Genomic DNA, 13,779 nt, shown 5'->3' on the forward strand with positions numbered 1-13,779 from the left:
ATTTTATTATTGTTCAATAGTAACTCAATTTTAGCGATAAAATCACAATTTTTTATTAGATTAGGTAGATTTTCTGTCGTGAAATGCTGTTCATCTGCGCTAAGCCTGTTAAGCTTTAGCAGTTTTAAGATACATAGTGTTAGGACAATGTCAGAAAATAAAAAAATGGGCCTAACGGCGCGCATTATGATAGGCATGGTGTTGGGTGTTGTATTAGGCCTCACTCTTCAAGCCATCCTAGGTAAGAATAAAGAAATACTCATTCCTTTAGGTCTCTTTGACCTTCCCATTAAAGGTTTTTTCGTTGACGGTTTATTCCACATAGGTGGGCAAATCTTCATTGCAAGCTTAAAAATGCTTGTTGTTCCTTTGGTGTTTATTTCCCTTGTATGTGGCACATGTAGCCTTAGTGACCCAAAGAAATTAGGCCGCTTGGGTGGTAAATCCATTGGTTTGTATCTCATTACAACAGCAATCGCAATCACGGTTGCAATCACGCTCGCACTACTCATTGCACCGGGCGGTGGCGTTGAAATTCCAAGCAGCGCGTCATTTGACGCAAAGCAAGCACCAACACTTGTGCAAGTCATAATCAACATGTTCCCAACCAACCCAATTGATGCGATGGCCAATGGTAACATGCTTCAAATCATCGTCTTTGCGCTGCTATTTGGTATTGCTATGGCATTAAGCGGAGACGCTGGTGCTCGCCTAGCAACCGTATTTGAAGATCTCAATACAGTGGTGCTTAAGCTAGTGACTTTATTAATGAATGTCGCTCCATATGGCGTATTTTGTTTGATGGCTAAGTTGTTTACAACCATCGACATGGGGTTAATCGCCGAGCTCGGCAAATACTTTATGGTGGTGCTGGCAGCGCTGCTAATTCATGCATTCATTAACTATTCAATCTTATTTAAGCTATTGACGGGCTTGAGTCCAATCATCTTCCTGAAGAAGATGAAAGACGCGTGTATGTTTGCCTTTAGTACTTCAAGTTCAAGTGCGACTATGCCTGTAACATTAGAGACTGCGACTAAGAAGCTAGGTGCACATAACTCAGTCGCTTCTTTCACAATCCCTCTGGGTGCAACCATTAATATGGATGGCACAGCTATTATGCAAGGTGTTGCAACAGTCTTCATCGCTCAGGTATTTGGTGTAGATCTCACCATCAATGACTATCTCATGGTTATCTTGACTGCTACTCTTGCCTCTGTTGGTACGGCAGGTGTGCCTGGTGTTGGCTTGATCATGCTTGCAATGGTGCTTAACCAAGTTGGATTGCCAGTTGAAGGTATCGCGCTTATCATTGGTGTAGACAGACTGTTAGATATGACAAGAACAGCCGTTAATATAACAGGTGACTGTATGGTTACTTGCGTTGTCGCTAAGTCTGAAAACGAATTTGATATTGATGTTTTCAACGACCCTGATGCTGCAAAAGAACTGGAAGAAACCACTTCTAAAGCAAAAGCGTAAATATCAATAACGCAGCTAGTTATAATAGCTGCGTTATTCTCCTCAATAAGCTAACTCAATACTCTCCTAGCGACATATCTGCTATCCATACCCTTTTCTTCATTGCCATTTTTCCTAGGTACAGAATAAGATTAAGCAGAAGATTCTCCGTGCCTATGCATATGAGTACTTCAGTTATTGCAGGATTTGGACATGGAGTTACCGGTAAGTCTCTCCATCTCAAAGCTAGGCCACTTAATTAAGCGAATTGGTACAAGAAAAAACCGCGCTATAAAGCGCGGCTTTCATCTTAATAAACGTTAATATATTAGAATTGGTATGCAAACTTCACGTATGCTTGACGACCAAGGATACTGTGCGTTTTATTGTCAATTCCCATAGACTCTGAAGGAGCAAGCGGCGCTTCCTCATTAAACAAGTTAGACGCACCAAGCGTTACTGTCAGCTTTTCTACGCCAATATAACTGACGCTTGTATCAACGGTAGTCCATGAATCAATCTCATATTTATTGCCATCACTATCGGCAAGGTCTTTATACGAATCGACATAGTTTACGCTGATATTTGCAAGCCAATCATTCTTGGCCCAGTCCATGCCTGCGGTCCAACGGAACTGTGGATGCTGGTATTCTCCATTGAGATCTTCTGCAACATTGAATGTGTTACCTTGATCGTCACTTTCAAATGATTGCTCTTCAAAGTTAAGTGCGTAAGTTAAGTTATAATTGAACTTAAATTCACCCATTTCACGAGTAGTTAACGCGTAGGCTAAGTTAACATCGAAACCGTCTGTTTCACGACCACCAATATTAACAAAGGTGTCGTTAATGGTGAGAATACGACCAAGCGTGCTACCTTGATTAGGCGCACGAACAACTAAATTAGGATCAGTGCCACAACAATCAACTAACTTCTGTGCACCTATCTTCTTGATAAGATCTTCTTGATCATAGTTCCAGTAATCCACACCGATACTAAAGTCATCGGTCGCTTGCCACACAACGCCTAAGTTGTAGTTTTCTGACTCTTCTGGTTGTAGATTTTTGTTACCAGACACAATCGCAGTGTATTCATACGGGCTACAATCATCATCAGCGCCAGTTTGGCGACAACGCTCGCGGTCTATCACGCTTGGAGATTCGTCTGTTCTACCTAGATGTAGCTGAACAAGAGAAGGTGCTCTAAATGCGGTACCCCAAGAACCACGAACCACAAGGCTATCAAGTGGTGACCAGCGGAATGCTACTTTTGGATCGGTTGTTGTTCCAAAGTCACTATAATCTTCATAACGCAATGCTAATTGTAGCTCTAGCGTATCTAGCACTGGTACGCTAAATTCTGCGAATAGCGCAGTATTGTCGCGATCACCGTTCGCTTGCGTCGCTTCTGTACCAAAGATTTCGCCTCTGATGTATTGACTATCTGGGTTATCTTCGATTTTCTCGTAGCGATGTTCGAAACCAAACGCTGCAGCAACGTAGCCTGCACCCAATTCAAACAGTTCGCCTGAAATGGTACCGTCTAATGATTGCATGGTTGATGCACCATAACGCGTAGTCGTGGTCTCAAAAAACGCCAGACCTGCTTCTGTATTGGTGCTTGGTTCAAATGGGTTCCAAAGGCCTTCATCAATCGCTTGCTGCGCTCTTAACTTATTAGGGAAACCATCAAAACCCTTTTCAACTGCACTTGAACGAATTGCTGAGTAGGCAACTTCCCAAGACCACGCATTCCACTCACCACGAGCACCGAGGACGGCGCGGTAGTATTCAGAATCAACATCTTTTTTACGGTTACCGATATCAACCGTACGACGACGCATTGAAATATCTACACCATGTAAGAAATGGTCTGGATCGTTAAATAATGGATGGTTTGGGTTATCACCATCCATAAATAGTTCTGTAAAGCTTGGACTACCTGCACCTTGAATGAAAGTTGTAGAGTGCTGTGCCGAAATTTCTGCAAAACCTTCAATACCGTCGGTGATTTCTTGTACACCGTTATAGTTAAAGCTAATACGCTCTGTCGATGGAATTGCGGTCATGTGTGGCGCGTAGTCGTAGCGACAAATATCACCAATATCTAAAGCAGGATCGCATTTATCATTACCCCATACGTCCGTAAAGATAGTCTGTCTTACCTGAGTGCCATCGTCTTCAACACGAACTACAGGTAATCTCGCCCACTGCTCGTCTGTTAACATGCTTCTCATCACTTCAACACTACCAGGAACACCAGCAGAACTTAATGAGTTATTACCACCACGAAAACGCTGATCAGCAGATGCCGTATAGTCACGATCTGCATACGTTAAGTGACCACGTTTGAAATAATCGAGTGAGAAATTATGGTGGCCATTTTGTGTTGACGACCCCCAAAGAAGAGTAAAGTTTTGTTCTTCGGCACCACCATCTGCGGTGTCTGAGATTTTACCTGCAACTTCAAAACCGTCGATATCATCACGAAGAATGATGTTAATAACACCCGCTACCGCATCAGAACCATAAGTTGCAGAGGCACCATCTTTTAGAATATCTATACGTTTAACCGATGACACCGGAATGGTATTTAAGTCCACAAATGATGTTTCGATATCTTTTGCAAATGGGCTAACCGCAACGCGGCGGCCATTGATTAATACAAGCGTCGATGACGCCCCTAACCCTCTTAGAGCAACACTAGAGCCACCATTTGCTGTGTCATCGCTGGAGTTACCTTGCGTACTAAAAGTACCAGTACCCGATACCGGCAGCTTTTGCAACGCGCCAATAAGGTCCGTTGATCCCGTTGAAGCTAGATCAGCAGCTGATAAACTTTGGATTGGTGACGGGCCTTCTAAATCTGTTCTTTTAATGTGAGAACCGGTCACTTCAATACGTTCAACTTGCTTCGTTTCTTCAGCCTTAACTTGTTGATTCATGCCGATTAAAACGGCAATAGAGAGCGCACTGAGTGGTAATTTATAGGTCATCCTGTTTCCCCTTAAGTTGATAATTACACTGTAGTTTTTTTAATAATCCAGCCATTATTAGCATACCGAAGCAACTTTAACAATGCATTTATTTAACATTAAGTTTCCATTTTGGGGGTCTAATGGCAGAAATTCACGACGAATAGATATCGCTGTTTGCCGGTATGAATTATTGTCAAAAGAAGGATTAAAGGTGATGAGAGAGGGTTTTATCTGTAAGAAATGCAAGGGTGAAGTAACGTCTAACGAATTTCGTTAGTCTGAATAGCTCCGACTAAAGTCTATAGACGTTACTTTATATTATGATGGGCTAATTATAGTGCCAGCCAAGGTTGCACTGACTTCACATTAACAGAGTCTGCAAAATGTGTGTTGTCGTTTGACCACGTCTTCGGGACGCTGATTTGACAGACTTGCGACTCACACTTCATTGTAGCGTCGGTGACAGTTTGACTTTTACCAAAGGTCACAATAACCCCTTGTTGCTCAGGCAGCAAAAATGACAGTAAGTTTTTAATAAAAAAGCCAGAGAGATCAGCCAGTAGCTCTTCAAATTCCTGTTGCATTTTATAAAGGTCAGCTTTGCGCAAAGATGTCGTGTTAAATAACTCAGCTTCAATCTGCATTTTTAGCTGGCAGTCCGAGTTTGTGCCCTTCGTTTCAATCACTACTTTTGCTTTGTCTTTGTCCAACTCTTTATCAAATGGCAGCAATAGCTGCGCTTCATCAGTGTACGACAATGGAAAGCTCGCTTCCTCGGTCACAATATTACCCGTCGTGATTTTACAGGCTTGCATACTCACTGTATCAACAAGGTAAAAACCCACACGTGCAAACTCAAACTCGCCTTTACTTACCACTTTTAGCCTGTCGTAAAAGCTGTCATATGCAAAGGTGAATGTTTTAGCTGAGGCTATCGCACTCCAAAGTGCCATTATCAGGACAAGTACAATCTTACTCTTCATCAAAATACGCTCGGTTATGCCTTATCATATCGTTAAGTTCGTTCACGTAGTCCTCACCACGCTCTGAATAACTCAAAAGACCACTGGTTAATACTGTCGCGTCAATCGGCGCTTTTTGAGCTCGCAGCTCTGCTCGTACCGAACGCAACTCCCTGTATGCATCATTGGTGTTAATATTTCTAAAGTATGACTTGACCGCGGCTCTTACCGACTGAAATGCTCTAACTTCGTGATCGGCCGCATCTTCTCGCCGCTTCGGCACCATACCGCAGCCTTTGGTGTAACACCATTGACCAAAAAAGTTTAACCCAATTCGTGCAAACCGTGACGTACCCCAAGCAGATTCATTAGCAGCCTGCATCAGCGCCAGCTCTTTAGGAATAATATCCACTCGGCGCAATGCTCTTTTGAGCGAAGATTCATTAATGGCTTCACCTTTTAAATCATACTTTGTGAAAATCATCGCAATCTTTTCTATTTGTTTGCGTGTTAGGGTTTCATCAAATTGCACCATCATCAGAGCGATTTCAAGCGTTGCCCGTTGCTCTAAGATCTGTTTATTTTCGGCTTCTACGTGCGGTTTAATAAAGTCGAAAAACGCCGTTTTCTTTTCCTTAATGTCACGAATGTCTGAGAAATTGGGTAGCTTTACGCTATGGAGTGGCTTTTCCGGCACCTTAGGTACAACCTCTGCACCCGTACCCTCTTGATCTAAAGTAGAATCTTGAGAACTTTCATCTTGGATAAAAGGATAAATTAACGCCCAAATGGTCACCAGGGCAACAATGAGTTTAATCAGTTTAGCTTGCATACTTCTCCTCGCAGTGGCGTTGTTCTGGAAACGGAGTCTCTTTCCCTAAGTCTCTAAGAACTTTTCTCAAGCCCGCTCAATAACAGTTTTATTCTGTTACTATAGTTTGATAGAGCGTTGATAAATTGCGCCAAAATAACAGTATTCAAAAATAGCGGCTGATAATATCAAAAGCCGCAATTAAACGCGAATTTTCGTTCAGTTATCGTAAATAGTTTAGACGAATTTAAGGTATAAAGAAAAAGGAACAGAAGTATGACGTCTAACGCTTGGCAGCAGCGTCTGCTATCGCAGCAAAAAAACCGCCCTAACGACAATCGCTCAGCATGGCAAATAGATCGTTCTAGGATCATACATGCCGCAGCTTTTAGGCGCTTGCAAGCCAAAACCCAAATTATGGCAATCGGCGTCAACGACTTTTATCGGACTCGCCTAACACACTCTTTGGAAGTATCGCAAATAGGCAGCGGTCTACTACGCCATTTAAGAAAACAACACCCTGAATTTGAACACTTTCCTTCGACAAGTCTTATTGAAACTTTGTGCCTAGCGCATGATATCGGTCACCCGCCTTTTGGCCATGGCGGAGAAATCGCGCTTAATTACCTTATGCGTGCTCACGGAGGGTTTGAAGGAAACGCCCAAACCTTGCGCATTGTCACCAAATTGGAACCATACACTAAAGGCTATGGCATGAATTTAACACGCCGTACCTTACTAGGTTTTATTAAATATCCTGCATTAATCGACACACTTTGGTATCACCAACCAACGCAAACACAAAGTCGAAAATACATATTGTCCAGTGATTGGCTGCCTGCAAAAGGCATTTATCAATGCGACCAATCGGTATTTGATTGGATCCTCTCGCCATTTTCTCAAAACGACCAAATAAAGCTGCAAGAAACCGAGGTGAAAGACACCTTCCGTCGCAAGACAAAGTTTAAATCGTTAGATTGCGCCATTATGGAATATGCCGATGATATCGCCTATGCAGTTCATGATTTAGAAGATGCGATAGCTACCGAGACCCTTAACGAGGCAGCATGGCATGATTTTGCTCTGCCTGAATTGCAAAAGTTAGACTCACCTTGGTTAAAGCAAAACTTACCGCGCGTAAGCGAGAGTTTATTTTCAGAAGATGAATCTAATCGAAAAGATACCATAGGTGAACTCGTCAACCTGTTTATTGTGCATTGTAAACTCACCGTTCAAGACTCAGATTTTGACTCCGCCCTACTTCATTTTACCGTTGAGATGGCACCCGAATTTCAGGAAATCCTGCAAGTATTAAAAGTGTTCGTATATCGAAGATTAATTCGTGAACCTAAAATGCAGCAAATTGAGTTTAGTGGTCAAAACCTGCTTATTGATTTATTTGAAGTTTTTGCCAGTGACCCCATGCGATTGTTGCCGTATACAACCCAAACATTGTACCAGCAAGCAACCGATGAAACGCAGCAAATGCGCGTGTTAGCGGACTATCTTGGTGGCATGTCTGATGAGTATGCACGAAAAACGCATCGACGCTTATTTACCGGGGAACTGTAAACTCTGTTCGTAGAGGCAAAACTCAATCATGAAAAATTCGCATACATTGGCGATTAATTCATTCTTTAATTTTTCTTAAGCCTTTCTTAAGTATCGGCATATATGTTTTCAACGTAGCTTGATATTTTTCAGTTGGAGCATATATGCCAGCCAAAACCGTTGCGGTATTCGTGTTAGTCACTTCAATCACTCCTGCGTTTGCTGGTGACCCATTTAGCATCGACGCCCTTTGCAATAATAAAGCTGAACATAGTAATAAAATGGCTCGACAGACAGATAAAGCAAGTCAAGAGAAAAACATCAAGATTGAGTCTATCGAAATAAACTCAAACCCTATTTTTAACCCAGACGACCCAGAAACGACCTCTTTCCATGACTTCGTAAACTGGCTGCATATAGAAACCCGAGATGCGACTATCGCTTCTCAACTCCCTTTTCAGGCTGGTGACCTAGTCAGCGAGGCCGATATTTTAGAGGCTGAGCGGATCTTGCGTGCTAAAAAATACATCAGAGAGGCGAAAATTAACTATGTCAAGCCATGCAGCAGTGCCGAGCCACAGAAAATATCAGTGCAAACGTGGGACACCTGGAGTTTGCTGCCCAGTGTAAACTTTGGCCGAAGTAGTGGAAACAATAAGTTAAGTTTGGGGTTTAAAGAAGAAAACTTGTTAGGGTATGGCGTTAGGGCATCCGTAAAATACAAATCTGACCATGAACGTTCCGGTTACCATACCGTATTGCAAATGCCTGCGCCATGGCAACCACATGCCATGATAACGGTGCAAGCAGATGATTATGATGACGGTCAAATATTTATGGCTGACATTTATCAACCTTTCTATCAGCGCTCCAGCTCTTTGTTATATAGAGCTTATATTAATGCACAAGACCAAACGACTTCTATCTATCATAACGGTCAAACAGAAAGTCAGTTTCGATATAATGGTACATCTGCGCAATTTGCTTATGGCCGTTTATGGCAGCAAACCAACACCACCACACTTAGGTGGATAGCTGGTGTCGATTACCAAGATGTCAGCTATGACGAGCCAAACTTAGCCATAAGGGATAACCTTTATGACTTCAAATTGTTAGCGCCTTGGATTAGCCTTCAATATATCGAAGATAATTATATCGTGCTGCAGGACGTAGACTTAATCAATCACAGTGAAGATTTCAACCTCGGATGGTCACTTGCGGCCAAAGCAGGTATTGATACCGAAGCGGATGGAGTTGGCTCAATTTGGGAGTTTTCAGCCAATAAAGCATGGCTATTTAATGATGATGTCTTATACCGATTTAAAGCATCAACCAATGCCCAAATCGGCACGCAGCAAGGTGATAGAGTATGGTCTACTCTCGCTGCAAAGGTAAATTATCGCTGGAGCGATAGTTTTGCTTTTTATGCTGATGTCATTGCTGCGTGGCAAAACAAGGAATTTGCCGAGCGTCCTCTTGCTCTCGGTGGAGAAGAAGGGCTCCGAGGCTTCCCACAAAGCTATCAACAAGGTACACAAACTGTCAAATCTTCATTCGAACTCCGTATGTACCCTAACATTAATATTTATCAGCTTGTTGATTTAGGATTCGTTGGCTTTGTTGATATGGGAAAAGCATCCGGGAATATACAACATCCTAATATAAGCAATAAAATGCTAGGTAGTGTAGGGCTCGGAGTTCGTTTATATTCCGCCCGTTCAAGTAACGAAAACGTAGTGCATATAGACTTTACTAAACCATTAGGTAACTATCCTGAAGTTGACAGCTGGGAACTTGGTTTATCAGTGGAAACTCACTTTTAAATAGCGCTTCAAAGGGTCAATGTAAAGGTGATGGTGCTCGCTTCCAACGCAACAGTGAGTTCCGCGTCAATGGCTTCAGCAAAGGCCCTAGCAATAGGTAAGCCCAAGCCAAAGCAATCATTCGCGCTTCTCGATTGGTCGCTTTGCCATAGTGGTTCAAATAACTGTGCTAAATTCACGTTTTCGAGCTCGCCGGAAACCTGATTGCTCACTCGAACATTTATCCCATTTGTCGCCCCCTTTTCAACAACGATAAGTGCTTCGGAACCCAGTACACGGTGACGCTTGGCATTTTTTAGTAAGTTACCAATGATGCTCTCAACTGCCATTAAGTTGGTCTGAATTGGACATTCGGAGCAAGTTGTCTGAATCTCAACATTATCAAATGCTATCTCACCAATCGAACGGTTGACGACTTGCAATACATCAACAACATCTTCTTTAGGTAGCTTTATCTGCTCGTATTTATGTAACAACATTACGTTGGTGACGATGTTTTTCATCCGCTGACTTATTCTTAATACTTCTGGCACAAAGTCATCCGTCAATTCATTGTCTTCCGGGAAACGTGAAATGACTTCCGCCAAATTAATGAGTTCCGTAATGGGCGTTTTTAGTTCGTGCGAAATATCTGAGGTTAAGCGCTTTTCTCGCAAGTACAGTTGTCTGTTTTCAACGATAAAACGGTTTAAGCTTTGCTCGACGGGTAATAGCTCAGAGACTGGCTTTTCTAATATTATGGTGTCTGAATCTTTAGAGAAATTTAGTTTGGCTATCTGAGCGTTCATGCTATTCAACGGCGCGAGACCAACATCGACCGTTTTACGCACAAAGACACGAATAAACACCACAACACATACGATAGTCACGATAAAAACGATATCAATGAGCCAAAGAATAAAGTCCAGCCCCTCCGACGAGGCCGCATAGGCAATAACAAGTTCGTCGTCAAAAGATTTTTTTTCCCCTTTTAGGGTATGGATCTGCGGAATAAAACGGGTATATATGATCCGTCCCGCACGACCATCTGGCAGGGTTTCATTTACCACTTTGCTCTCGCCAAGTGATAACGACAAATAAGGTAACTCGTGTTGCGAAAAAAGATCTAAACTGTCAGAGCGTGCAAAAACTCGGTCGTTCAACCAGATTTGATAATATTCGGGCTCGATATTGCCAGTAAATTCAGGTAAAAACTCACCGGAAAAGTGCAGTTCAAGATGATCTTCATCTTCAGAGACTAACGTCATCAGCATGCCAACTTTTGTATGCATCGCTTTGTCGAATTGTGAGTCAATCCAAGAGTCAACAGCCAAATCTGTGGCGAGTAAAATGGCGACTACAACACCTGTGATGGTAATTGATAATGTGCTAACTAAGTTCCCTCGGATCGACTTCATGGTAGTTGCTCAACATAATATCCAAACCCGCGTTTAGTTTTAACTGGCAAGCATTGACCCAACGCTTTGACCTTTTTGCGTAGCGAAGAAAGGTGAGCTTCGATGGCATTTTTCGACACACTATCGAAATTGCCGGTAATATAAGTGCTCAATTTTTCTGGTGTTATAATCTTATTTTGATTAGTAAACAAACATTCCAAAATTTTATACTCATTGGGTGTTAAGTCTATTTGCTGCCCTGCAATTAACGCCGACTTTAGCTGCAAGTCAATGGTCAAAAAGCCATGCACGATTTCATCACCATCTTGTTTAAATGCCCCTCTTCTCATTAGCGTTAATAGCCGTGCATGCAGCTCATCAAACGAAAAGGGCTTGGCGAGATAGTCGTCTGCACCACTTAATAAACCCAGCACTCGGTCTTCAGGTTGTGACTTTGCTGACAACACCAACACTCGAGTGTCATTCTTCTGCTGTCTTAGCGCTTTAAGCACACTTATGCCATCCAAACTGGGCAACATAATATCTAAAATAATTACATCATAGTGATCCATCAGCGCCATACTCAAACCGCTAGAACCATCCGCCGTATCATCTACCGTAAAACCCAGTTTAGAGAGCCCTAAGGTTAAGCTGCGACGCAAGGACTCAGAATCTTCAATCAGTAACACATTCATAAATAAACCTTCGGCTAGTGCTTAATATCACATAGCTTAGTTGCTCAAACTTAAGATTCGCTAAAGAGAACTTCAACTTTCATCAATTCCGAAGGATTTCCTAAGCTTTTCTTAAGTTTCGTCGGATAGTCTTGTGATAAATGCAACTATTCTTAACACTCTATGAACAAAGTACACTTTTCAACTCCTTATGCACAACCTTTCATGGTGTTTTTCTTGTCCTTGTTGGTGATTTTGACGCTTAGCCGTTTAGGACTATCAGCTTGGATGTTAGAGAGAATGGCAGGCTCTGATCCTTTGACCTTTGTGATATCAGGCCTGCGAGTTGATTTGAGTACTACCGCTTATCTCGCAATACCGCTCTTATTGTTAATGGTCACACACTATTTTATGCCTAAACCATTGAAGCCTTTACTTACGGCGCTAGTAACGGGGTATATTGCGTTGGGTATTGCATTTGTCCTACTACTTGAAGCTGCAACTCCTGCATTTATTTTGCAATACGACATCAGACCAAACCGTTTATTTATTGAGTATCTGATTTACCCCAAAGAAGTCATGTCAATGTTGTTGAGTGGTCACTTGGGCACAGTGATATTGACCCTACTTTTATGTACTTTAGCTTTAATAACCACCTTGAGATATTTTCCTCGCATTGGCAACGATGTGCCATTAAAACGGAATATGGCTATCTCTACTTTTTGTAGTCTAATCTGTTTAGCGCTATTAGCGAGAGGTACTCTGGGTCATAGACCACTAAACCCTGCTACCGTCTACTTCTCACAAGACGCATTGGTTAATTCGTTGACCATCAACTCTGCTTATAGTGTTGCGTTTGCAGCAAAAAATATGGGCAGCGAAAAAAGTGCCAGTGCGCTTTATGGTTCGCTATCCAAAAAAAAGGTTTTTGATACAGTAAGAAAAGCAAGTTACAAACAAGGTTTTATCTCAAATACACTTCCTACCCTAGCCACTAATCCGGCATACCATCAGGGTAAAAAGAAAAATTTAGTGATTATCTTGGAAGAAAGCTTAGGCGCGCGTTTTGTAAGCTCGCTAGGGGGAGCAAATCTAACCCCAGAGTTAGATAAACTGTATCGAGAAGGCTGGGGGCTGGAGAACCTCTACGCAACGGGCACCCGATCGGTTCGTGGAATTGAAGCCGTGATCACCGGCTTTGTACCTTCACCGTCACGCTCCGTCGTTAAGCTTTCAAAGTCTCAGCAACAGTTTTGTACGTTGGCGGATATTTTAGCCAAAGAAAACTATACCACACAGTTTATTTACGGTGGCGAAAGCCACTTCGATAACATGAAAAGCTTCTTCTTAGGAAATGGCTTTCAACGTATCGTTGACTTTGATGATATTGAAAACCCAGAATTTGTTGCGTCTTGGGGCGCCAGCGACGAAGATCTGTTTAATCAAGCGGATAAAGAACTAACTCAGCTGAGTGAAGAAGAAAAGCCATTTTTTAGTTTGATCTTTACATCTAGCAATCACGACCCGTTTGAAATTCCTGACGGAAAAGTAATGTTACCAACAAATCATAAAAGTGATAAACCTGCGCGAGATCTCGCTATCAAGTACGCCGACTATGCGCTCGGAAAGTTTATTGATAAGGCCAAGCAAAGCCGATATTGGCAAGATACTATCTTTTTAGTCGTTGCAGATCATGATGTCAGGGTGTATGGATCCGAGCCCGTCCCTATTAAGTCTTTTCATATTCCAGCCGTTATTTTGAATTCAGGCTTTAATCAGAAACAAGATAAAAGGTTGGTCAGTCAAATTGATTTACCTGTCACTTTGCTTTCTTTAGTAGGGGTTGAACGCCCAACGCCTATGCTTGGTTTTGACTTAACCAAACAATATCCCGTGCAAAGAGCGATGATGCAATATTACGATAATTTTGCCTACATTGAAGATGACAAAGCCGCCATTTTGATGCCAGGCAACAAAGTGAGTTATTGGCAATATGACACGGCGACTAAGATGCAAAAACCACTGGTGAATACAACGCACACCATTGATTTGAAAGAAAAAGCACTATCTCATGTATTATTTAGTAATTTGGCCTATCAGGAGCAAATTTATCGATTAAAAGAGTAAAGCATAAGGTTGTCTTA

The 13,779-nt window shown here is 42.2% G+C and carries 9 protein-coding genes; 4 read left to right on the forward strand and 5 right to left on the reverse strand.

The genetic code is table 11. The annotated features are described in order from the left end of the window. The first annotated feature begins 147 nt into the window (after positions 1–147). Complete coding sequence (locus EXT48_RS09260) at positions 148–1,482, forward strand: dicarboxylate/amino acid:cation symporter (RefSeq protein ID WP_130164276.1); 1,335 nt, start codon at positions 148–150, stop codon at positions 1,480–1,482. A gap of 307 nt (positions 1,483–1,789) precedes the next feature. Here EXT48_RS09260 and EXT48_RS09265 read toward each other — a convergent pair whose 3' ends face one another. From EXT48_RS09265 to EXT48_RS09275, 3 genes are all read right to left on the reverse strand, one after another. Further along, entirely contained in the window at positions 1,790–4,456 is a 2,667-nt protein-coding gene (locus EXT48_RS09265; RefSeq protein ID WP_130164277.1) for a TonB-dependent siderophore receptor, read from the reverse strand. Between the two features lie 314 nt (positions 4,457–4,770). Then, positions 4,771–5,421 carry a DUF2987 domain-containing protein gene (locus EXT48_RS09270; protein WP_130164278.1) on the reverse strand — a complete coding sequence of 217 codons (651 nt, stop codon included), beginning with the start codon at positions 5,419–5,421 and terminating at the stop codon, positions 4,771–4,773. Continuing rightward, entirely contained in the window at positions 5,411–6,232 is an 822-nt protein-coding gene (locus EXT48_RS09275) for a glucosaminidase domain-containing protein (RefSeq protein ID WP_130164279.1), read from the reverse strand. The genes EXT48_RS09270 and EXT48_RS09275 overlap by 11 nt, the downstream gene beginning before the upstream one ends. A gap of 255 nt (positions 6,233–6,487) precedes the next feature. Between EXT48_RS09275 and EXT48_RS09280 the strand changes: the two genes are divergently transcribed. Both EXT48_RS09280 and EXT48_RS09285 read left to right on the forward strand, forming a co-directional pair. Then, positions 6,488–7,783, forward strand: coding sequence for an anti-phage deoxyguanosine triphosphatase (locus EXT48_RS09280; RefSeq protein WP_130164280.1), 1,296 nt, complete (start codon positions 6,488–6,490; stop codon positions 7,781–7,783). A gap of 143 nt (positions 7,784–7,926) precedes the next feature. Continuing rightward, positions 7,927–9,585: a hypothetical protein gene (locus EXT48_RS09285; RefSeq protein ID WP_130164281.1), complete on the forward strand. Its 1,659-nt coding sequence runs from the start codon at positions 7,927–7,929 to the stop codon at positions 9,583–9,585. An 8-nt stretch (positions 9,586–9,593) separates the two neighbouring features. Here EXT48_RS09285 and EXT48_RS09290 read toward each other — a convergent pair whose 3' ends face one another. Together EXT48_RS09290 and EXT48_RS09295 are read right to left on the reverse strand one after the other, a co-directional pair. Then, positions 9,594–10,982 carry a HAMP domain-containing sensor histidine kinase gene (locus EXT48_RS09290; RefSeq protein ID WP_069022344.1) on the reverse strand — a complete coding sequence of 463 codons (1,389 nt, stop codon included), beginning with the start codon at positions 10,980–10,982 and terminating at the stop codon, positions 9,594–9,596. Next, complete coding sequence (locus EXT48_RS09295) at positions 10,979–11,656, reverse strand: response regulator transcription factor (RefSeq protein ID WP_069022342.1); 678 nt, start codon at positions 11,654–11,656, stop codon at positions 10,979–10,981. Before EXT48_RS09295 ends, EXT48_RS09290 begins: the two co-directional genes overlap by 4 nt. Before the next feature lie 162 nt (positions 11,657–11,818). On the opposite strand from EXT48_RS09295, the gene EXT48_RS09300 reads away from it, so the two are divergent. After that, positions 11,819–13,762 (forward strand): LTA synthase family protein, encoded by a 1,944-nt coding sequence (locus EXT48_RS09300; protein ID WP_240703370.1) that lies wholly within the window; start codon positions 11,819–11,821, stop codon positions 13,760–13,762. Positions 13,763–13,779 lie beyond the last annotated feature (17 nt).

Source organism: Pseudoalteromonas sp. CO348, assembly GCF_004208845.1.
Taxonomy (GTDB): Bacteria; Pseudomonadota; Gammaproteobacteria; order Enterobacterales; family Alteromonadaceae; genus Pseudoalteromonas; species Pseudoalteromonas maricaloris.

Bases quoted from the DNA above. Each gene is read 5' to 3' on its own strand.
- EXT48_RS09260 (WP_130164276.1), top strand. From the start codon at position 148: ATGTCAGAAAATAAAAAAATGGGCCTAACGGCGCGCATTATGATAGGC.
- EXT48_RS09265 (WP_130164277.1), bottom strand. From the start codon at position 4,456: ATGACCTATAAATTACCACTCAGTGCGCTCTCTATTGCCGTTTTAATC.
- EXT48_RS09270 (WP_130164278.1), bottom strand. From the start codon at position 5,421: ATGAAGAGTAAGATTGTACTTGTCCTGATAATGGCACTTTGGAGTGCG.
- EXT48_RS09275 (WP_130164279.1), bottom strand. From the start codon at position 6,232: ATGCAAGCTAAACTGATTAAACTCATTGTTGCCCTGGTGACCATTTGG.
- EXT48_RS09280 (WP_130164280.1), top strand. From the start codon at position 6,488: ATGACGTCTAACGCTTGGCAGCAGCGTCTGCTATCGCAGCAAAAAAAC.
- EXT48_RS09285 (WP_130164281.1), top strand. From the start codon at position 7,927: ATGCCAGCCAAAACCGTTGCGGTATTCGTGTTAGTCACTTCAATCACT.
- EXT48_RS09290 (WP_069022344.1), bottom strand. From the start codon at position 10,982: ATGAAGTCGATCCGAGGGAACTTAGTTAGCACATTATCAATTACCATC.
- EXT48_RS09295 (WP_069022342.1), bottom strand. From the start codon at position 11,656: ATGAATGTGTTACTGATTGAAGATTCTGAGTCCTTGCGTCGCAGCTTA.
- EXT48_RS09300 (WP_240703370.1), top strand. From the start codon at position 11,819: ATGAACAAAGTACACTTTTCAACTCCTTATGCACAACCTTTCATGGTG.